Below are 20668 nucleotides of genomic sequence, written 5' to 3'. Positions count from 1 at the left end.
CGGTTGAGATCAACAGTCGAAGCCGGGCTCTGCTGCGAGTACGCGAAGCGCTCCCACTTGCTCGTCACTATCCGTAAACCTGGCAGTCGCTCCTTGACGTCTCCCGTCTCCGCCCGAAGGATGGCCAGGTCGCAACATCCCGCAACCGGCAGGACAGGGAGTGGACCATGCGCCTAACGTTGATCGGTAAGGATCCGGAGTCGAACCCGACCGGCTCGCCCACGGTGTACCGCACTGACCGGGAGAGCTGGGTGGTGCAGGGTTGGGTGGTGTCGGATCCGGCGGTGTTGGCACAGATGCGCATCCCGGAGGGTGAGTCCTGCGTGGAGATTCCGGACCGGATGCTCCAGTTCTTCAGGCAGGGGGATCGTGACCTCGATCAGTGAGAGCGAGTTCGAGCGGCTGTTGGTGACCTTTGAGCGCGATGCCGTCCACCTGGAGACGCGCGACGCCTACGGCACCGCGGTCGAGTTGCCGTACATGGCCAAGTGGGCCGCGGGCGAGCCGGATGACCTGGCGTGGTTGGAGGGCTGGTGCGAGAGCCTGCGCGAGCACGTCAAGGCAGGTCGGTCGGTGCGCCGGGCGCGCATAGTGTCTGAGCCGCTGAGCGACTATCAGCGCTGGTCGTACAGCATCGCCCAGCCCATGGTGGACGCTGGCGAGGACATCCGCTGGGTGCCGCGTCGGCTGGTGTCGTCGCTGGCGCTGCCCGGCAACGACTACTACCTGTTCGACGATCGCTTGGCGGTCTTCCTGATCTACGCAGGTAACGGCCTGGCCGTGGACCGGGTGGCGTCCACCGACCCGGAGGATCTGCGGCTGTGCCGCTCTGCCTTCGAGGCCGTCTGGCAGTTGGCCATCCCGCACCGTGACTACCAACCCGTCTAGCGCTGCCCGCCAGGGCCAGGAAGCGCTCGGTGTCCGCCTCCGTGAGCTGCGCAAGGAAGCAGGGCTCACGGGGCGGGCGCTGGCGGCCTTGACCGGCCAGCACTTCACCCGGGTCAGCAAGATCGAGCATGGTGTCCAGCCGCCGACCGACAACGACATCCGGGCCTGGTGCCGGGTGTGCAACGCCGAAGACCAGATCCCGGACCTGACCGCCACGCTGCGGGCGGTGGAGTCGGCGTACCTGGAGTTCCGGCGGCAGAGCCGGGCGGGCATGAAACGGGTGCTCGGCGCGCACACCCTGGCCCTGTACGAGCAGACGTCGGTGTTCCGGATCTACGAGCACAACGCCATTCCCGGCCTGTTCCAGACCGCCGACTACACGGCGGCGATGCTGTCGTTCTGGATCGATTTTCTGGACACGCCGAACGACTTGGACGAGGCCGTGGCGGTGCGGATGGAGCGGCAGCGGGTGCTCTACCAGCGGGGCAAGCGGTTCGTGGTGGTGCTGGAGGAACAGGCCCTGCGCACCTGGTTCGGTGACGCCGTCACTCAGGTCGGGCAGCTTGACCGGCTGCTCGCGGTGATGTCCCTGCCGAACGTCTCGGTGGGCATCATCCCACTGATGACCGAACGCCCAGCGGTCGCGTCCACCGGCTTCTGGATCTTCGACAACCTGCTGGTCGCGCTAGAGACGCCCACGGCGAGCATCGAGGTCACCAGGCCCCAGGAGATCGAGCTGTACGCCCGGATGTTCGATCGCCTTCAGGTGTCGGCTGTGTATGGCCCCGAGGCGCGGGCGCTGATCAGCCGCACAATCGATCAACTCGACCAGTAAGGTCGCAACAACTCGCAACATCATGGACGCCGTTGACGGCCCGCTCATACCGTCATTGCGGAACTTCGGTAAGACGGACGCCGGGTGCGAAGGGTGTCTGTTGCAGTGGATCCGGCGAGGGCGCCCAGGCCGAAGCCACTGGTAGGGGCAACGGCTGATTCATCGCTTGGCCGTGACAGGACGACGTCTGTCCGTTCGGTGACGAGGTTCCTCTGAGGCTGCCGGACAGCCTGCGGCAACGGTGTTGTCCGGCAGCCACCCTCAAGCAGGCGAAGGGTGACCCGTGATGACGATTGGTGCTGCGATCGGCGCCGTACTGATGGGATTCCTGGCAGGACTGTTCAGCTTCAAGGTCAAGGAGCGGTGGTGCCCGGTGTGCGGCGGATCTACCTTGCGAAGAGCTCCGGTCAACGCCGGTAGGGAGCGGGACACCGCCATCAGCACGGCAGACGTGCCAGTTCATCAACACAATGACCGCGAGCGGTAGGCCGGGCGCCGCGAAGCAGTTCCCGACCTCCACTTCGACGACGGCAACGACAGCATGCCGGCCGACTACGACCTCGTGGCCCTGCGTGAACGTCGATGGTCCGCGTCTGGGTGGTCATGGTCGGCGGCGACGGCGGTGCACTTGGCCGGGACGGCGACGCATGGTACGCCCAAATCTGCCGTTCGCTGCCTCACCGGTACGCCGCCAGAACGACCACGAAGCCGCCGATGTCGTGGACGCGGTGCTGAATGGTGAATCGCCGCTGCAACGCGAACGCGATTGGGTCATCTCGTGGCCACCTAAGGCGTCATCTGACGCCGGTCTATGAGACAAGCGAACGGCTCTTCGCGGTTCTGAGGCCGTAACGGTCAGATGCCGATCGGTGACCATCCGTTGTTGCGGTTCTGTCACGCGCCTCCGGTGGAGAGACAACCTACGCCAGGGGAGGACCGATGCGAGGTGCTTAAGTTGCCGCGTTACCATCGGCGAGTCGCTGATTTGCGAGACTGGGGCCGATGCAGGTTGGCATAATTTATGCGATGTGAACATCGTGGTGGTCCGTCGCGACGACGATCCCATCCTTAATGAGGTAGACCTCAACGTAGTGCGTGCCGCGGTACAGAGTACTTTCGGTGCGGCGGCGTAGGCCGCCGTCTTTAACAATCGTGCCGCGTAGGCAGTCGGCGTCAGTTGCCTCTTCGCCAGTGTTTCGGACCTTCCACCAGAGGTCGTAGGGCTCTGGACAGTCGGTGGAGAGGCGGAAGTCGATCGACATACGCTTGCGGGTGTGCCTGACCGAGCGCAACGGCGTGCCGGGGCGGAAGCCATTGAGGTCGCGCACGGTGGCGTTGATGCGGGCGGCGTAGGTCGGCCGCAACGGATACCCGAGTTCTTCGATGAATTGTTCACCCGGCGCCCTGCTGAGCCGGACAAACACTTTGGTGGCCAGGGGGGCGCCGCTGAGGGCCACGGCCTCCTTGGCTGCTGCCTGGGTGGAGCTCTTGGCGAATGCGTCGCCGAAGATCTCACGCCACAAGGTGATGCTCTTGTCCTTGTCGTCTTCCTTGAGCGCAGCCTCCGCCTTGGCCCGATAGTAGCTGATCCACTTAGCGAAATTGGTGTACTTGTCGTCGTCCCAGCGGTGGTTGAACGTGGTACCGGGGCAGCTCGGGTCGGTGATGATCGGCATGGTTGAGTGCCAGGCCAGCCAGGTGTCCAGGGCGATCAGAAGGTTTACGAACGCCGTGGGAAGGTCCGGGTAGAGGTCATCAACGTTCCACGCCTGCACGCGTTCGCCGAGCAGCGTGGTTAGGATGACCGACGGCACGGAGAACGTCTTCTTGTAGTCACGCAGGTACTTGAGCAGGCGAAGGACGACGCGGAGGTACCGGTTGGCGAGGTCATCCTTCTCGTGCATCCAGCTCGTAAAGCCACCTGGGTTGGTGTCTTCGAACTGGTTGTCCTTGTAGTTGACGATGACCTGTCGGCCGTCTGTCAGCACTATGTGAGGGACTACATCGACATGACAGTCGTTGACGTAACCAATTCGTACGCACCGGTTTTTCTTACGCACCATGTCCTTGTAGACAAAGGACCGCTTGAACGCTGCCCTGACCTGCCGGATGTATTCCCCGGGGTCAGCAGTCCACTCGGGAACCTCCTGCAGATGTAGCAAGAAGTCGGCGTCGAACTCTTTGCCGGGTAGCGGGGTGATGATTGTTCTATGCGGCCAGGATCCCTGCGGGATATGGTCAATATACAGGTCCTTCAACTGCTCGTCGGCCTTGATGCAATTTACGATTGAGGACACTCGGCTGTGGAGCAGGTCAAGTCGTTCCTGGCTGAGGTTCACCGTGTCGGTGAGCAGGCCGGCAAAGTAGGCGTGCAGCTTCATCAGATCTCCAGCACGGCGTGATAGCCGTCGTCGGCCCGGTCGTACAAGACGTACGCGGGATGAATGTAGGGGTCGCGAACGCGACCGAGGGTGATCGCTGCCGATACCGGCATCGCAGCGATCACGTGGAGGCGCTGTAGGTGCTTGTGGCTCTGCTCAACCCGCGCCAGCAGCGTCCGCGTCGCGACCTCAAACGCCGCGAGGCTGGCTGCGCTGCTGATGATATCCGGGTGCGGTATGGCATCGACCGGCACCAGGCCGTATCGCGGTACTGCGCGGAGCGGATCGGGTAACTCGCCGGGCTGGATGGTGCCTGACAGGTTGATGACCAGGACAGCGTCTTCATGGCCTTGAACGGTGTCTGGTGGCGGCACCTCAGCAGTGAACTCAGTGTCGACCGCTGGCTCCGGCCAGCTCCACCCTGCGGTGCTGCGGTGCCGCTGGAACACGTCGACGCCATATGCATCATCCAGCTGCGAACCCAGGTAGACCAGTAGCGGAATCCTCGCGAAGGCAAAGACGCTTACGTGGCGGGCGCGTCCGTCGCGGACTCCCTCAGTGAGCCGTTCCACACCGCGGTCAATCTTGGCGATTGCCGCTCGCCAGTAGGCGGCCTCGACCGGGTCTTCACCCGGTAGTTGCCGAAGGTCGATCTCAATGCCATCTTGCTCGAACGACATCGGGAAGTCTGGCCACCGCTGGTCGTGGCGGACCACCGCCGTGGTCGCATCGGCCCGGTTAAGTTCGACAACTCGACCTCGCACGTCCGCCAACACTCGTAGCACCGCGGTCGTGTCTTCGCGGCGGAGGCCGGTCACCCGGCGAATCCAGTCCTCGTGAGTCGCCTTCAGCCGCCGCAGCTCGTTGACGGTGAACAGATCGACTGCGCCGTCCCGATCGATCTCCTGGTGTTCGTCTGCGCACACCAGCATCAGGTTCTCGGCCTTGTCGCGCTCCTTTTCGTCGAGCGGCTCTGCTTCGCCCCGCGGTGACCTGGCTGTGGACTGCTGACCCACGATGTGCGCGAGTTCTCCGAGCCGGAACGGGCGTTTCGAGAGCGCCCCCTCCATGAGGTACGTGTTGCACAAAGTGCATCGGCCCCCCGCCGAGACCCATACCCGGTGTCGCTCGGCCTCAGGCGGTTGACGTCGACCCCTTTTTGGTTTTGGCCCGCTCACGTCGCCTCACGGCGCAGATCGAACCTCAAGATCGAATCCCTCCTCACGACCGATGCCATCGAGGACAGTGGTCAAGAGTTACAGGTGCGCCACGCTTGGTAATCATCTACGGTACGATCTGCCGCACGGAGTTCACTTTACATCGCAACACAGTATTCGGCACGTGCCCCTCTCGAGGTGTGCTGTTGTGACGGATCCGTGCGACGGTGTGGGTCGGGGGTGAGTGGTCGCTGGAAGCTGTGAGAATCCGGCGCCCACGATTTGGAGGGAGCCGGTATGTCTGAAGCGTCCTTTAAGCCTGACCGGCTGCGCATCGCTCGCGAATTACGCGCCTGGACCCAAAGTGACCTGGCGAGGCGGGTGTCGGAGCACTCCCCGCTGTCTCCGGCGGCAGTCGGACAGTTCGAGTCGGGCTCTACCCGGCCGTCGACGGAAACCCTCCGCCGGTTAAGCGACGCCCTAGAGGTGCCGGCTGCGTTCCTGACTCGCCCCATCGTCGAAACCCATGAAGGCTTCTTCCGCTCGATTCGCCGCACCCCCGTACGGCACCGGCGGCGCGCTCGCGCGCTCGCTCACATCATCCACGACCTCGCGGCGTCTGCCGATGGACGTCTTCTGCCGACGGTCGACCTACCGCAGTTCTCCCCAGAGCTAGAGGCGGAGCGCGCCGAGATTGAGCAGATTGCGGCAGATGTTCGGCGACTATGGCAGATACCGGCTGGACCGCTCGTGGACGTGGTGGCGCTGATGGAACGGCACGGCGTTGTCGTGGCGTGCCTGCCGCTCGACTCAGGTGATGTCGACGCGTTCTCGTTGCCGTTTCATGACCGGCCGGTAGCTGTCCTCGGGGCCGACAAGGGCGACCGCGCGCGCTCCCGGTTCGATGCAGCCCACGAACTGGGACACCTAATCATGCACGGTGACCGGGTCTGGGGCCTCAAGCAGGTCGAAGATCAGGCGCACTGGTTCGCCGCTGCACTGCTGATGCCGCGCGACGACATCTACGAAGAACTTCCCGCAACGGTGGACTGGCCGGCGTTCTTCTACCTGAAGGAACGCTGGCAGGTGTCCCTCGCCGCACTGCTCATGCGTGCAAAGAAGCTCGGAAGGATGGACGACGCCAGCTACCTCGCCGCAGTGAAAGCCGCCTCTGCTCGGGGGTGGAGGCGTGTGGAACCAGTGCCCCTTGGTTTGCCCGAACGCCCCGCGCTGCTCGCTCAGATCATCGCGGCGGAAGGGGGGGACGAGGTCTGCGCCACACTCCCCGCAGAGGTCGTAAAGTCGATCATGGCAGCAAACGCACTCTGACCTCTCGTCGAAGTCCCAAAGTAGAAACGCAAACGCCCGGCTCGGGCCGGGCCGGGCGTTGTCATCTGAGCGTGAAACTAGCCTCTACCACTAGGCGTCGACCGGTAACGCGATGCTGCTTCAGTTCGGTGAGGTGCCCCCGGCAGGATTCGAACCTGCGCCCCCGCCTCCGGAGGGCGGTGCTCTATCCCCTGAGCTACGGGGGCTCAGCGACCCAGGAAGAGTAGCAGGCATCGCCCTCCGGGCACGAATCGGTATCCGCCGTGTCGGGGCCGCCCGCCGTACCAGGAAGGATCGGCTACCGGCCGCAGCTCGGGAGCGGGTGGAGGACGATCCGGGGCGGGAGCCGGCGGGGCCACTCGGCCCGGGTCCAGGAGCCGTCGACCACCACGTGTACGGCGTCCCCGTCCGCTCCGCTGAGCCGGAGCAGGAAGTCCCGGGGGAGGGCCGGGTCGACGTTCGGGGTGGTGATGAGGAACCTGACCCGGCCGCGTACGGAGACCGCGGAGAGGACGTCGGCGGCGGGTACCACCCCGTGCAGTCGGGTACGGCCGATCCAGCACAGCTCGGCTCCGTGCTCCTGGGCGGAGCGCACGATCGCCGGGTACTCCCGTTCCACCCACAGGGCCACCGCGTCGACGCAGAGGCCGCAGGCCCGATCGGTGGGCTGGCGCGGGCCGAGTCCCCAGGCTCGCAGGTACGCGCCGATCTCGCTGCTCTCGGCGGGCAGCCCGTACCGGTCGTGTACGAGGCTGGCGACACTGTGCCGGGTCCAGAGTTCGTCGTCCAGCCCGAACTCGTCGGGATAGCACCCGCGCAGCGTCTCGATCAGTTCGAGTTCCTGGTCGCGGCTGAGCGTTCCCGCCTCGCCCGACCGTTGACCTCGCCGGACGGCAGCGACCGCGCCGTCCCCGCCGATGGTGTGTCGACGGCACCAGCTGGTGACCGAGCGACGTCCGTCCCGGAGAGCAACCGTCATGTCTAGGACAACGACGGCAGATCCTGACTGGTCACGTTATGTATGGAGAAAGCTCGTCAAATCGGGCAAGTAACCAGACTCCGCCCTAACCGGCCATCCGGCGCAGCCGTCCAGCGGCAAAACGAACCGGCGGCCGTCCCCTCGGGGAACGGCCGCCGGATCAGACGGTACGGGTGGTCCGGGTCAGGGGGTGCCGATCCTGCCCTGGAGGGTGCGGACCAGTTCGATCTCCTTCTTCTGCCCGGCGACCATGGACTTGGCCATCGCGGTCACCTGCTCGTCCCCGGAGAGGTCCAGGATGCCCTCGGCCATGTGGATGCCGCCGAGGTGGTGGTCGAGCATCAGCTTCAGGAAGAGGGCGTCGAAGTCCCGTCCGGTGGCGGCCCGCAACTCGGCCCGCTGCTCGTCGGTGGCCATGCCGGGCATCAGCCCGTTCTTCACCGCACCGGCGGCGTCCGGCATCCAGGCCATCCGGGGGTCGCGGCCGGTCGGGCCCAGCCCCCAGTCCTTCAGCCAGGTCTGCATGATGCCGATCTGGGCCTGCTGGGTCAGCAGGATGTCCGCCGCCAGGGTACGCACGTCAGGATCGGTGGCCTTCTCGTGCGCGAGGATCGACATCTCGACCGCCTGGGCGTGGTGCGACGACATGTCCCGGGCGAACCCCGCCTCGGGGGAGCTGTCCCCGGGCCGGAACAGACCCGGGGCGAGCAGTCCACCGGCGAAGCCGAGCAGCAGGCCCAGCAGGATGGCGAGGGCCAGCGCCGCGGTGCCGGGGGTCCTCCGGCCCGAGTCGAGCCCGGTCACCTCGTCCTCCGGGGCGGCGGTGGTCGCCACCGCCCCCGGTTCGGCGGCCACGCCGATCAACCGCCCGCCGGGGGCACCGGCTGCTGCTCGTTACCCGGGACGTTGTCCCGCGGGGTGGTACCGGTGGCGGTGATGCCGCCGGAGCAACCCGCGCCCTCCTCCATGGTCGCGTTCTGCCGCAGCGCCGCGATGAAGTCGTCGATGCGGCCGTCGGTGGGGCTGTCGAGCTTGAGCTGGTAACCCCAGGCCTGCAGCGAGATCGGCTTGTCGAGGTTCTCCACCGGGCTCATCATCATGAACTCGTTGCCCCGGACCTTGCCGGCCAACTGCTCCACCTGGTCGGCCGGCAGATCGGGGCGGTAGGTGACCCAGATCGCGCCGTGCTCCAGGCTGTGTACGGCGTGCTCGTTGGCGATCGGCGCGTCGTAGACGTCACCCATGCAGTTCTGCCAGGCGATGTTGTGCGAGCTGCCGACCGGCGGGTTGATCTTGTAGGTGAGCGGGCCGGCCACATGGGATTCCTTGCCGGGCAGCGGGTTCACCGCGGAGGGGTCGCTCTCCCGGTAGTTCACGATCCCGTCGATCGCGGCCGCCTTGTCCTCCCACTTCTTGCCGTTCTGGATCACCGCGTACGCGCCGTACCCGATGATGGCGGCGGCGACGACGCCGACCGCGACGAAGAGACCGATGGAACCCCACGAGCGGCCCCCGCTGACCTTGACCGGTGTGACCGGACGGCGCTGCTGGGGCTTCTTCCCGCCCCCGCCGCCGTTGCGGCCGGCCGGCACCCGGGCGCCGGGCGACTTCGCCCCGGAGCCGGACTTGGCGGTGGAGCCGGACTTGGCGGCCGTCCCCGCGGGCTTGGCCCCGGCCCCCTTCTCACCCGCGGCGGGCTTACCGCCGGCCGGCGACTTCTTGCCGGTGCTGACCACGGACGGACGGCGTTGTTCGCCGCCCGAGGTGCTGATGCTCATGGTCCCTCGTCAGGTCGGTCGGTCAGGGGATGGCGGGCCACACATGCGCAGGGTCGCCACCGAGTGACCGAGTCTACCCCCGCTAGCATGGTTCGGTGACTCCCGCCAATCTCGCCGAGGCCGTTCTCGCCGCCGCCCACGCAGTCTTCGACAGGCGTGGGCTGGATCACTCGGTACTGCCCGAGTCGGTGCCGCTGGAGCGACCCCGGAACCCCGAGCACGGCGACTACGCCTCCAACATCGCCCTCCAGTTGGCCAAGCGGGTCGGGCTGCCGCCCCGGGAGCTGGCCGCCGCCCTCGCCGAGGAGCTGACCCGGACCCCGGGGGTCAAGTCGGTCGAGATCGCCGGCCCCGGATTCCTCAACCTCCGGCTCGACCCGGCCGCCGCCGGAGCGCTCGCCCGCGAGGTGGTCCAGGCCGGTCAGGCGTACGGGCGCAGCGACCGGCTCAGCGGGCAGCGGGTCAACCTGGAGTTCGTCTCGGCCAACCCGACCGGCCCGATCCACCTCGGGCACACCCGCTGGGCGGCGGTCGGCGACTCGCTGCGGCGGATCCTCTCCGCCGCCGGTGCCGAGGTGACCAGCGAGCACTACGTCAACGACGCGGGTGCCCAGATCGACCGGTTCGGCCAGTCGCTGCGCGCGGCGGCGCTGGGGGAGCCGACGCCCGAGGAGGGCTACGCAGGGGAGTACGTCACCGAGATCGCGGAGCGGCTTGTCGGCGAGCGCCCGGAACTGCTCGACATGCCGGCCGAGCGGGCCCTGCCGGTATTCCGGGACCGTGGCTACCAGCTCATGCTGGACGAGATGCGGGCCAGCCTGGAGCGGTTCGGCGTGCACTTCGACGTCTGGTTCTCCGAGCGGACCCTGCACAGCAGCGGCGCGGTCGAGCACGCCCTGGGCCGGCTGCGCGAGCAGGGCCACGTCTACGAAGACGGCGGTGCCATCTGGCTGCGTACCACCGACTTCGATGACGACAAGGACCGGGTACTCATCCGGAGCAACGGCGAGCTGACCTACTTCGCCGCCGACACGGCGTACTACATCGACAAGCGGGAGCGCGGCTTCGACAAGTGCGTCTACCTGCTCGGCGCAGACCACCACGGCTACGTCAACCGGCTGCGGGCGATCGCCGCCTGCGCCGGGGACGACCCCGACTTCAACATCGAGATCCTGATCGGCCAGCTGGTCAACCTGGTCCGCAACGGCGTACCGGTCCGGCTCTCCAAGCGGGCCGGCAACATCATCACCCTGGACGAGGTCGTCGACGCGGTAGGCGTGGACGCGGCCCGCTACTCGCTGGCCCGCTCCTCCACCGACTCGCCGCTGACCCTCGACATCGAGGTGATCACCAAGCACTCGAACGACAACCCGGTCTACTACGTGCAGTACGCGCACGCCCGGATCGCCTCGCTGCTGCGCCGCGCCGTCGACCTCGGGATCGCCCGGGGCGACGACTTCGACCCGGGGCTGCTCAGCCACGAGCGGGAGAACGACCTCCTCAAGGCGCTCGGCGAGTTCCCCGGCGTGGTGGCCACCGCCGCCGAACTGCGCGAACCGCACCGGATCGCCCGCTACCTTGAGGTGCTGGCCGGCACGTACCACCGGTTCTACGACGCCTGCCAGGTGCTGCCGCGCGCCGGAAAGCCGGTGCCTGAGCAGCTCACCCAGGCCCGGCTCTGGCTGGTCGAGGCGACCCGGATCGTCCTGGCCAACGGCCTGGCGCTGCTCGGCGTCTCGGCGCCGGAACAGATGTGAGCCGGCTCCGGATCAAGAGATAGCGAACCGGTCGGCAACACGCGCGTAGCGAAGGGAAACGACAGATGCGCGCTCACGAAGCGGGGGCACTGCACGGCGACCTCGGGGTCCGGGGGCCGGCCTGGCTGCGTACCCCGGAGGACGTCAACGCGCTCGTGCCGCAACTGTGGCCGCGCAACGTGACGCGCGACGCCGACGGCGCCCTCGTGGTCGCCGGCCTCGGCGTCCGCGAACTGGCGGCCGAGTTCGGCAGCCCGGCCTACGTGCTGGACGAGGACGACCTGCGGTCCCGCTGCCGGGACTTCCGGGCCGCCTTCCCGGACCAGGACATCTACTACGCCGGCAAGGCCTTCATCTGCCGGGCTGTGGTGCGGGTGATCGCCGAGGAAGGTCTGCACCTGGACGTCTGCTCCGGCGGGGAGCTGGCGGTGGCGCTCTCCGCCGGCATGCCGGCGGAGCGGATCGGCTTCCACGGCAACAACAAGTCCCCGGCCGAGCTGGCCCGGGCCGTCGACGCCGGGGTGGGCCGGATCGTCGTCGACTCGTTCCACGAGATCGACCGGCTGACCGCGCTGGCCCGGGAGCGGGGCGTCCGGCCCCAGGTGCTGATCCGGGTCACCGTCGGCGTCGAGGCGCACACCCACGAGTTCATCGCCACCGCGCACGAGGACCAGAAGTTCGGCTTCTCGCTGGCCGGCGGCGCGGCGGCCGCCGCCGCGTTCCGGATCCTCGACGAGGATGTGCTCGAACTGTGCGGCCTGCACTCGCACATCGGCTCGCAGATCTTCGACACCAGCGGCTTCGAGGTGGCCGCCCGGCGGATCCTCGGCCTCCAGGCGCAGATCCGGGACGCCCGCGGGGTGGAGCTGCCGGAGCTGGACCTCGGCGGCGGCTTCGGCATCGCGTACACCACCCAGGACGATCCGGCGACGCCACACGATCTGGCGAAGCGGATCATCAAGATCGTCGACGGGGAGTGCGAGGGACTGCGGCTGGCGGTGCCCCGGCTCTCGATCGAGCCCGGCCGGGCGATCATCGGCCCCGCCGTCTTCACCCTCTACGAGGTCGGCACGGTCAAGGACGTGGACGGAATCCGCACCTATGTCAGTGTCGACGGCGGAATGAGCGACAACATCCGTACCGCGCTCTACGGGGCGTCGTACTCGGCGACGGTCGCCTCCCGGCGCTCCACCGCCGAGCCGATCCTGGCCCGGGTGGTGGGAAAGCATTGCGAGGCCGGGGATGTGGTGGTGAAGGATGAATTCCTGCCCGCCGACGTGCAGCCCGGAGATCTTCTCGCGGTGCCCGGCACGGGCGCCTACTGCCGGAGCATGGCCAGCAACTACAACCATGTGCCCCGGCCGCCAGTGGTGGCGGTCCGGGACGGCCGTGCGCGGCTGATCGTCCGGCGGGAGACCGAAGACGATCTGCTGGCATTGGATGTGGGTTGACCTTGACGAAGCCTGTCCGTCTGGCCCTGCTCGGTTGTGGCACCGTCGGCGCGGAGGTGGTACGCCTGCTGCACGAGCAGGCCGCCGACCTGACCGCACGGGTCGGCGCGCCGCTGGAACTCGCCGGGATCGCCGTACGCCGGCTCGGCCGGAACCGGGGTGAGTTGCCAGTCGACCCGGCGCTCTTCACCACCGACGCTCTCGGCCTGGTCAAGCGGGACGACGTCGACCTGGTGATCGAGGTCGTCGGCGGGATCGAGCCGGCCCGGAGCTGGCTGGTCGAGGCGCTGCGGGCCGGCAAGAGCGTGGTGACCGCCAACAAGGCGCTGCTGGCCGAGGACGGCGGGGCGCTGCACGACGCCGCCGCCGAGGGCGGGGCCGACCTCTACTACGAGGCGGCGGTGGCCGGCGCCATCCCGCTGCTCCGCTCGCTGCGCGAGTCGCTGCACGGCGACTCGATCACCCGCGTCACCGGCATCGTCAACGGCACCACCAACTTCATCCTCTCCGCGATGGACGCCACCGGCGCCGGCTTCGCCGAGGCGCTGGACGAGGCGACCGAGCTGGGCTACGCGGAGGCCGACCCGACCGCCGACGTGGAGGGCTTCGACGCCGCCGCCAAGGCGGCGATCCTGGCCTCGCTGGCCTTCCACACCCGGGTCACCGCCGCGCACGTGCACCGGGAGGGCATCACCGAGGTCACCGCCGCCGACGTGGCCAGCGCCAAGGCGATGGGCTGCACCATCAAGCTGCTCTGCATCGCCTCCCGGGGGCCGGACTCGGCCGGCACCGAGTCGGTGAGCGTCCGGGTGCACCCGGCGATGATCCCGGTCAGCCATCCGCTGGCCAGCGTCGGCGACGCCTTCAACGCGGTCTTCGTCGAGGCCGACGCCGCAGGTGAGCTGATGTTCTACGGGCGCGGCGCCGGGGGAGCGCCGACCGCCAGCGCCGTACTCGGCGACGTCGTCGCGGCGGCCCGCAACCACCTCGCCGGGGTACGCGCGCCGAGCGAGTCCGCGTACGCGGCGCTGCCGATCCGGCCGATGGGCGAGGCGGTCACCCGCTACCACATCAGCCTCGACGTGGCCGACCGACCGGGCGTCCTCGCCTCGGTCGCCGGGGTCTTCGCCCGGCACGACGTGTCGATCGCCACCGTGCGGCAGGCACCGGCTCCGGCCGGGCCGGCGGACGGGACGGCCGGGGCGGTGCGCCGGGGCGGTGACGCGATCCTGGTGATCGTCACGCACGCCGCACCGGACGCCGCGCTCGCCGCCACCGTCGACGAGCTGCGCCAGCTGGACATCGTCCGGTCGATCGCCAGCGTGCTCCGGGTGGAGGGCGGCGACCGGTAGCCGGGCGTACCAGCTGATCGGTCACGTCCCGCCAGATGGTTAGCCGGTGGTGCGGGTGCAGCCCGTCGGCGACGCTGGGTCACCGTGAAGAGGAGACACCCGCCGCAGGTCGGCGGGCGGAACCAGGCGACGCGAGGAGAGCGAGATGTGGCGGGGCTTGATCGAGGCGTACCGGGACCGGCTGCCGGTCAGCGAGGCCACGCCGGTGATCACCCTCAACGAGGGGAACACTCCGCTGCTGCCCGCTCCGGTGCTCTCGGCCCGGCTCGGCTGTGACGTCTATCTCAAGGTCGAGGGCGCCAACCCGACCGGTTCGTTCAAGGACCGGGGCATGACGCTGGCGGTCTCCCGGGCGGTCGAGGCCGGCAACAAGGCGATCATCTGCGCCTCCACCGGCAACACCAGCGCCTCGGCGGCGGCGTACGCGGCCCGGGCCGGGCTCACCTGCGCGGTGCTGGTGCCGCAGGGCAAGATCGCGCTGGGCAAGATGGCCCAGGCGCTTGTGCACGGCGCCCGGCTGCTCCAGCTCAACGGCAACTTCGACGACTGTCTGGCACTCGCCGCCAAGCTCGCCATGGACTATCCGGTGGCCCTGGTCAACTCGGTGAACATCGACCGGCTGCACGGCCAGAAGACCGCCGCGTTCGAGATCGTCACGGCGCTCGGCGACGCCCCCGACATCCACTGCCTGCCGGTCGGCAACGCCGGCAACATCACGGCGTACTGGATGGGCTATTCGGAGGAGACCGAGGCCGGCAACGCCACCCGCCGCCCGAAGATGTACGGCTTCCAGGCCTCCGGCGCCGCCCCGATCGTCACCGGCGAGGCGGTCCGGGAGCCCTCGACGATCGCCACCGCGATCCGGATCGGCAACCCGGCGAGCTGGACCAAGGCGGTGGACGCCCGGGACGAATCCGGCGGGCTGATCTCGGCGGTGACCGACCGGGAGATCCTCTCGGCGTACCGGCTGCTCGCCCGCGAGGTGGGGGTCTTCGTCGAGCTGGCCAGCGCGGCAAGCGTCGCCGGGCTGCTGCAACAGGCGGCCGAGGGGCGGGTGCCGAGCGGCTCGACAGTGGTCTGCACCGTCACCGGGCACGGCCTCAAGGACCCGGAGTGGGCGATCTCCACCGCCCCGTCCCCGATCACCATCCGTAACGACGTACCGACCGCCGCCCGCGCCCTCGACCTCGCCTGATCGAGGGGCGCGAGCCCTCCCACCCCCTGAAGACGGAGACCGTGGGCTGCTGAGAGACGGCTGAGCCGGAGTTGTCGCCCGGCCCGGTCGCATCGCACGCTGCGGCCCAGCGCCCCGACGCTGGGGTGGAGTTCCGGGTCAGGCAGACTCTCCCCTGCCGCGCCGAGCCGGAACTCGCGCGATCGCCCTCTCGCGCCAAACTCGAGCACAGGAGTGAGCCGCTGATGTCGTTCCTCGCCAGACTCAGTCTTGCCAACCGAGGACTTGTCGCGCTCATCGCGATCGTGATCACAGGGTTCGGCGTGTACGCCGTACCGTCGCTGAAGCAGCAGCTCCTGCCCTCGCTGGAGTTTCCGGCGGCCTTCATCGTCGCGCCGTACCCGGGTGCCGGGCCGGAGGTCGTGGAGGAGCAGGTCGCCGAACCGATCGAGAACGGCATCCAGGGGATCGCCGGGCTGACCAAGGTCACCTCCACCTCCCAGGAGGGCAGCGCCACCCTCCAGGTCGAGTACGAGTTCGGCACCGATCTCGACGACGCGGTCAACAAGATGCAGACCGCGCTGAACCGGCTCTCCCTGCCGGAGAACGTCGAGCCGCAGGTGATCGCCGGCAGCACCGACGACCTGCCGGCGCTGGTGCTCGCCGCGGCCGGCAACGGTGACGAGCGGGCCCTGGCGCAGAAGCTCGCCGAGACGGTCGTACCGGAGCTGGAGTCGATCGACGGAGTCCGTACCGTCGAGGTGACCGGCGCCCGCGACGAGCAGATCGTGATCACTCCCGACCCGGTGAAGCTGGCCGCCTCCGGCGTCGCGCCGACCGCGATCGGCGAGGCGCTGCGGGCCAACGGGGTGACCATTCCGGCCGGGGCGCTGACCGAGGCCGACCAGACCCGGACCGTCCAGGTCGGCGGCCGGATCGGCTCGGTCGAGGAGCTGGCCGGGGTCTTCCTGACCGGGCGGGCCGGCGGAGCGCCGGTCCGGCTCGGCGACGTGGCGACCGTGCAGCAGCAGCTCGCCGCGCCGACCTCGTTCACCCGGACCGACGGCACGGACAGCCTCGGCATCATGGTCACCGCCACCCCGGACGGCAACGCGGTACGGATCTCGCACGACATCCGGGATCGGCTGGCCGACCTCTCCACCGCCTCCGGTGCCACCCTCAGCGTCGTCTTCGACCAGGCGCCGTTCGTGGAGTCCTCGATCGAGAGCCTGACCACCGAGGGCCTGCTCGGCCTGGTCATGGCCGTACTCGTGATCCTGGTCTTCCTGCTCTCGGTCCGTTCCACACTGGTCACCGCGGTCTCCATCCCGCTGTCGGTGCTGGTGGCCCTCATCGCGCTCTGGATCGGCGACTACTCGCTCAACCTGCTCACCCTCGGCGCGCTGACCATCGCGGTCGGCCGGGTGGTCGACGACTCGATCGTGGTCCTGGAGAACATCAAACGACATCTCGGGTACGGCGAGGAGAAGCGCGCCGCCATCCTCGGCGGGGTACGCGAGGTGGCCGGTGCGGTGGTCGCCTCCACCCTGACCACTGTCGCCGTCTTCACCCCGATCGTGCTGGTCGGCGGCTTCGTCGGGCAGCTCTTCGCACCGTTCGCGATCACCGTCACGGTGGCGCTGCTCGCCTCGCTGCTGGTCTCGCTGACCATCATCCCGGTGCTGGCGTACTGGTTCCTCCGGCCGGCGACCGACGGCGCGACCGAGGAGGCGGTACGGCAGGCGGCCGAGGAGAAGGAACTGCGCAGCCCGCTGCAACGCGGGTACCTGCCGGTGATCCGGTTCGCGACCCAGCGGCGCTGGCTCACCGTCGGCCTCGGCCTGGTGGTGCTGCTCGGCACGTTCGGCCTGGCCACCCGGCTGGAGACGAACTTCCTGGACGACTCCGGGCAGGACACCCTGAGCATCAGCCAGGAGTTGCCGGTCGGCAGCAGCCTGACCGCCACCGACGCGGCCGCCAAGCAGGTCGAGCGGGTGCTGGCCGGCGCCGACGGGGTGGAGTCGTACCAGGTGACGGTGGGCGGGGGCGGTGGCAACCCGTTCGCCGGTGGCGGCGGTGCCAACGAGGCGAGCTTCTCGGTGGCACTGGACGAGGAGGCCGACGCCGAGCAGGTCGAGGATGCGCTCCGGGCCGAGTTCGACAAGCTGACCGGTGCCGGTGAACTCAGCTTCGGCGGGGCCGGTGGGCCGGGCGGCGGTTCGGTGAACGAGATCCAGGTGATCGTCCGCGGCGCCGACCAGGAGGTGCTGGCCCGGGCGAGCGAGCAGGTCAGCAGGGCGATGTCGGAGGTCGCGGACGTCACCGACGTGCGCAGCAGCCTGGCCGACAGCGCTCCCCGGATCGACGTCGAGGTGGACCGGGCCGCCGCCGCCCGGCTCGGGCTCTCCGAGGCGGCCGTCGGGCAGCTCGTCGCGCAGCAGTTCCGGGGCAGCCCGCTCGGCCAGGTGACGCTGGACGGCCGGCAGCAGGACGTGGTGCTGCGTACCGGGCAGCCGCCGGCCGGGATCGAGGCGCTCCGGGCGCTGCCGGTGGGGCCGCCCGGCCCGGCCGGTGTGGTGAAGCTGGACGACATCGCCGAGGTGACCGAGGTGCAGGGCCCGCTCGCGGTGACCCGGATCGACGGCGAGCGCAGCGTGACGGTGAGCGGTACGGCGACCGGCTCCAACCTGGGTGCCACCACCACCGCACTGCGGGAGAAGCTGGACGGGATCGAGGTGCCGGGGGCGACCTTCGAGATCGGTGGTGTGAGTGCCGAGCAGCAGGAGGCCTTCGCCGACCTGGGGCTGGCGGTACTCGCCGCGATCGCGATCGTCTTCGTGATCATGGTCGCCACCTTCGGCAGCCTGCTCCAGCCGCTGATCCTGCTGGTCTCCATCCCGTTCGCCGCGACCGGGGCGATCGGCCTGCTGCTGGCCACCGGCACCCCGCTGGGGGTACCGGCGCTGATCGGTGTGCTGATGCTGGTCGGCATCGTGGTGACGAACGCGATCGTGCTGATGGACCTGATCAACCAGTACCGGGCCAGGGGGATGGGCGTGGTCGAGGCGGTGGTCGAGGGTGGCCGGCGCCGGCTGCGGCCGATCCTGATGACCGCGATTGCGACGATCTTCGCCCTGCTGCCGATGGCGCTCGGGCTGACCGGCGAGGGTGGGTTCATCTCGCGGCCGCTGGCCATCGTGGTGATCGGCGGTCTGATCAGCTCGACGCTGCTCACCCTGGTGCTGGTGCCGACCCTCTACACGATGCTGGAGAACACCAAGGAACGGCTCCGGCAGCGCCGGTCGGGGGCGGGAACGGCGGGTGCCGACGAGTCCGCCGATCCGGACGTACCGGCCGACGAGCCGGTGCCGGCGGGTGCCGCTGTCGGCGTACCGGGTGGCGGCTCGCCGGGGCCGGTGCCGGCCCGCCCGTCGGGTGCGTTGGTGGACGGTACCGACCAGTTCGAGGTACTCCGACTGCCGAAGAGCCGCCGGTCGCCGCTGCCGCCGACGGAGAGCTGACCGCAGACCACGGGTTCGGGCGAGGGGCGTGGCCGAGTAGGGTCCTGGTACGTGTCATCTGCCGTTTCAGTCCTTACCAGGAACCGGGACTTCCGCCGCCTCTTCGCCGCCGAACTCGTGGTCTTCGGGGCCGACTGGTTCGTGATGGTGCCGCTGCTGGTGCTCCTGCCGGAGTTGACCGGCAGCGGGGTGTGGGGAGCCCTGGTGCTCGCCGCCGACAACGGCATCCTCGCGCTGCTGCTGCCGTACGCCGGCACGGTCGCGGACCGGCTGGACCGCAGGCGGATCCTGATCGCCTCGAACCTCACCGCGCTGGCCGCGATCGTGCTGCTGCTCGGGGTACGCGACTCCGGTACCGCCTGGTTGGCACTGGTGGCGGTCGGCGCGGTGGCGGTGGCCAAGGCGTTCTACTCGCCGGCCGCCTCGGCAGCGCTGCCGAACGTGGTCGACCCGGAGGATCTCGCCGGAGCCAACGCGATCGCCGGTTCGGCGTGGGGCACGATGAGCATCGTCGGGGCGTCCCTGGGCGGTGTGCTCACCGCCGCCGTGGGGCCGTACGCCTGCTTCTGGGTGGCCCTGGTCGGCCTGGCGGTGGCGGTCGGCCTGACCCTGCTGATCCGCCGCCCGATGCAGCAGCCCCGCGACCACACCCTGGCGGCACCGCGCCCGTGGGCGGCGCTGGGTGAGGCGGCGCGCTACATCGGGCACCGTCCCCGGGTGTTGGCCCTGGTCACCGTGAAGAGCGCGGTCGGCCTCGGCAACGGCGTGCTCACCGTCTTTCCGCTGCTGGCCACCCTCTACGGGGCCGGCCCGATCGGCACCGGCCTGCTCTTCGCGGTACGCGGTGCCGGGGCGCTCGTCGGCCCCCTGCTGATGCGCCGGGTGCTCAGGCACCGGTCCTGGCTCTTCACCGGCCTCGCCCTGTCGATGTCGATCTACGGGCTCGGCTATCTCGGCGTGTCGGTGACCGGGTGGTTCCCGCTGGTCCTCGTCCTGGTCTTCGTCGCGCACCTGGCCGGCGGCAGCAACTGGGTGATGTCCAACTACGCGTTGCAGGCCGAGGTGCCGGACCGGCTCCGGGGCCGGGTCTTCGCCACCGACATGATGCTGGCGACGGTGGCGATCGCGCTCAGCCAGCTCGTGGTGGCCGGTGTGGTGGACCACGTGGACCAGCGGGTGGTGCTGGCCGGTTGCGGCCTGACCACCCTGGTGTACGCGCTCGGCTGGTGGGTCGCCACCCGCCGCCTCGACCCCAGCGACGACGGGGACCCGCAACCCGCCGCCACCCACGCATAACCACCGTTCGGCTCGGTCGCGGCGTGGCGGGTTCGGGCGCGGAATGGCGGGGTATGGGTGGGGCATCGGGACGACGGACGTAGCGGTGTCGAGCCGCCTCGCGCGCTGGCGGGGCGGCCGGATACTGCACCCGCGCGGGCTCTCCTTCACCGCCGAGGTCGAGCTGTGGGGGCCGCTCGCCGATCGCCTGGCCGGCGACCCCGGCCGGTACCCGGGGACCGTGCGGCTCTCCCGGGGCACCCCGACTCCGGAGGGCTGGCCCGACCTGTTGGGGCTCGCCGTCCGGTTGCACACGCCGGGTGGCCCCTTCGACCTGCTCCTCTCCGGCGCCGGCCGAGCGCCGCTGCTCCGGCACCTGCCGATGCCGCACCGCGACTACGCCGGCCCGTACGGGAGCCTGCTGGCGTACCGGTTCGACGGTCGCCGGACCTACCTGCTGGCTCGGGCCGACCGTCCGCTGGGCTCCTCCCTGGACGAGGTGGCCGAGGTCGCCGCCCGGGGCGAGGCCCGGCTGGACCTGCTGGCGGCCGCGCCGGGCGGCCGGTGGCACGCCTTCGGCCGGGTCGTGCTCGGCACCCGACTGCCCGCCGAGGTCGACGCGGCACTCGCCTTCGCCCCGGACGGCCGGCGCGGCTCGGAACTGCGGCCCAGGGGCCTGCTCCAGCGCGTGCGGGAGTTCAGCTACTCGTTCTCGCAGCGCGGCCGGGGCGCCGCGAAGGACCAGACCCGACTGCCCTGACCCGCTCGGGGATGACGCGCTGGCGGCCGTC

Annotated in this window: 16 protein-coding genes and 1 tRNA gene; 11 read left to right on the top strand and 6 right to left on the bottom strand. The window is 69.4% G+C overall.

Going from position 1 to position 20668, the window contains the following annotated elements:
* Positions 1 to 167: 167 nt before the first annotated feature.
* Genes CLT71_RS16520 through CLT71_RS16510 form a run of 3 tightly spaced genes read left to right on the top strand, consistent with a single transcriptional unit; the run spans position 168 to position 1723 of the window.
* The gene (locus CLT71_RS16520) at positions 168 to 386 is read left to right on the top strand and encodes a hypothetical protein (RefSeq protein WP_101367898.1); all 219 of its coding nucleotides are present in this window, start codon (positions 168 to 170) and stop codon (positions 384 to 386) included.
* Complete coding sequence (locus CLT71_RS16515) at positions 370 to 888, top strand: DUF6879 family protein (RefSeq protein ID WP_101367897.1); 519 nt, start codon at positions 370 to 372, stop codon at positions 886 to 888. Before CLT71_RS16520 ends, CLT71_RS16515 begins: the two co-directional genes overlap by 17 nt.
* Entirely contained in the window at positions 869 to 1723 is an 855-nt protein-coding gene (locus CLT71_RS16510) for a Scr1 family TA system antitoxin-like transcriptional regulator (RefSeq protein WP_101367896.1), read from the top strand. The genes CLT71_RS16515 and CLT71_RS16510 overlap by 20 nt, the downstream gene beginning before the upstream one ends.
* 1019 nt (positions 1724 to 2742) lie before the next feature.
* Here CLT71_RS16510 and CLT71_RS16505 read toward each other — a convergent pair.
* Together CLT71_RS16505 and CLT71_RS16500 are read right to left on the bottom strand one after the other, a co-directional pair.
* Positions 2743 to 4104, bottom strand: coding sequence for a nucleotide-binding domain-containing protein (locus tag CLT71_RS16505; protein ID WP_101367895.1), 1362 nt, complete (start codon positions 4102 to 4104; stop codon positions 2743 to 2745).
* Entirely contained in the window at positions 4104 to 5174 is a 1071-nt protein-coding gene (locus tag CLT71_RS16500; protein ID WP_143743492.1) for an SAVED domain-containing protein, read from the bottom strand. The genes CLT71_RS16505 and CLT71_RS16500 overlap by 1 nt, the downstream gene beginning before the upstream one ends.
* 384 nt (positions 5175 to 5558) lie before the next feature.
* Between CLT71_RS16500 and CLT71_RS16495 the strand changes: the two genes are divergently transcribed.
* Positions 5559 to 6590: an XRE family transcriptional regulator gene (locus CLT71_RS16495; protein WP_101367893.1), complete on the top strand. Its 1032-nt coding sequence runs from the start codon at positions 5559 to 5561 to the stop codon at positions 6588 to 6590.
* A gap of 134 nt (positions 6591 to 6724) precedes the next feature.
* Here CLT71_RS16495 and CLT71_RS16490 read toward each other — a convergent pair.
* The 4 genes from CLT71_RS16490 to CLT71_RS16475 form a co-directional block, all read right to left on the bottom strand.
* A tRNA-Arg gene (locus tag CLT71_RS16490) sits at positions 6725 to 6796 on the bottom strand.
* A gap of 92 nt (positions 6797 to 6888) precedes the next feature.
* On the bottom strand, positions 6889 to 7569 hold the full coding sequence (locus tag CLT71_RS16485; protein ID WP_101367892.1) for a winged helix-turn-helix domain-containing protein: 681 nt from the start codon (positions 7567 to 7569) through the stop codon (positions 6889 to 6891).
* 183 nt (positions 7570 to 7752) lie between these two features.
* Positions 7753 to 8403: a DUF305 domain-containing protein gene (locus CLT71_RS16480; protein WP_486483687.1), complete on the bottom strand. Its 651-nt coding sequence runs from the start codon at positions 8401 to 8403 to the stop codon at positions 7753 to 7755.
* A 26-nt stretch (positions 8404 to 8429) separates the two neighbouring features.
* Positions 8430 to 9347: a thioredoxin-like domain-containing protein gene (locus tag CLT71_RS16475; protein ID WP_101367890.1), complete on the bottom strand. Its 918-nt coding sequence runs from the start codon at positions 9345 to 9347 to the stop codon at positions 8430 to 8432.
* A 95-nt stretch (positions 9348 to 9442) separates the two neighbouring features.
* Here CLT71_RS16475 and argS point away from each other — a divergent pair, with 95 nt between their 5' ends.
* From argS to CLT71_RS16440, 7 genes are all read left to right on the top strand, one after another.
* Positions 9443 to 11104, top strand: a complete 1662-nt coding sequence (argS, locus tag CLT71_RS16470) for an arginine--tRNA ligase (protein ID WP_101367889.1) — start codon at positions 9443 to 9445, stop codon at positions 11102 to 11104.
* Positions 11105 to 11169: 65 nt separating this feature from the next.
* Complete coding sequence (gene lysA, locus CLT71_RS16465) at positions 11170 to 12555, top strand: diaminopimelate decarboxylase (RefSeq protein WP_101367888.1); 1386 nt, start codon at positions 11170 to 11172, stop codon at positions 12553 to 12555.
* Between the two features lie 2 nt (positions 12556 to 12557).
* Positions 12558 to 13907, top strand: coding sequence for a homoserine dehydrogenase (locus CLT71_RS16460; protein ID WP_101367887.1), 1350 nt, complete (start codon positions 12558 to 12560; stop codon positions 13905 to 13907).
* Between the two features lie 145 nt (positions 13908 to 14052).
* Positions 14053 to 15102 (top strand): threonine synthase, encoded by a 1050-nt coding sequence (gene thrC / locus CLT71_RS16455; protein WP_101367886.1) that lies wholly within the window; start codon positions 14053 to 14055, stop codon positions 15100 to 15102.
* Positions 15103 to 15326: 224 nt separating this feature from the next.
* A complete protein-coding gene (locus tag CLT71_RS16450; protein ID WP_101367885.1) occupies positions 15327 to 18602 on the top strand; it encodes an efflux RND transporter permease subunit in 3276 nt (1091 codons plus the stop codon).
* A 51-nt stretch (positions 18603 to 18653) separates the two neighbouring features.
* Positions 18654 to 19898 carry an MFS transporter gene (locus CLT71_RS16445; RefSeq protein WP_101367884.1) on the top strand — a complete coding sequence of 415 codons (1245 nt, stop codon included), beginning with the start codon at positions 18654 to 18656 and terminating at the stop codon, positions 19896 to 19898.
* A gap of 85 nt (positions 19899 to 19983) precedes the next feature.
* On the top strand, positions 19984 to 20637 hold the full coding sequence (locus CLT71_RS16440; RefSeq protein WP_101367883.1) for a phosphodiesterase: 654 nt from the start codon (positions 19984 to 19986) through the stop codon (positions 20635 to 20637).
* The last annotated feature ends 31 nt before the right edge of the window (positions 20638 to 20668 follow it).

This window comes from Plantactinospora sp. CNZ320 (genome assembly GCF_002846275.1).
The sequence above is the reverse complement of the archived record's forward strand: the minus strand, read 5'-3'. Positions and strand labels throughout refer to the sequence as shown.

Bases quoted from the DNA above. Each gene is read 5' to 3' on its own strand.
- CLT71_RS16520 (WP_101367898.1), top strand. From the start codon at position 168: ATGCGCCTAACGTTGATCGGTAAGGATCCGGAGTCGAACCCGACCGGC.
- thrC (WP_101367886.1), top strand. From the start codon at position 14,053: ATGTGGCGGGGCTTGATCGAGGCGTACCGGGACCGGCTGCCGGTCAGC.
- CLT71_RS16475 (WP_101367890.1), bottom strand. From the start codon at position 9,347: ATGAGCATCAGCACCTCGGGCGGCGAACAACGCCGTCCGTCCGTGGTC.
- CLT71_RS16495 (WP_101367893.1), top strand. From the start codon at position 5,559: ATGTCTGAAGCGTCCTTTAAGCCTGACCGGCTGCGCATCGCTCGCGAA.
- CLT71_RS16450 (WP_101367885.1), top strand. From the start codon at position 15,327: ATGTCGTTCCTCGCCAGACTCAGTCTTGCCAACCGAGGACTTGTCGCG.
- CLT71_RS16485 (WP_101367892.1), bottom strand. From the start codon at position 7,569: ATGACGGTTGCTCTCCGGGACGGACGTCGCTCGGTCACCAGCTGGTGC.
- CLT71_RS16505 (WP_101367895.1), bottom strand. From the start codon at position 4,104: ATGAAGCTGCACGCCTACTTTGCCGGCCTGCTCACCGACACGGTGAAC.
- CLT71_RS16500 (WP_143743492.1), bottom strand. From the start codon at position 5,174: ATGGAGGGGGCGCTCTCGAAACGCCCGTTCCGGCTCGGAGAACTCGCG.
- lysA (WP_101367888.1), top strand. From the start codon at position 11,170: ATGCGCGCTCACGAAGCGGGGGCACTGCACGGCGACCTCGGGGTCCGG.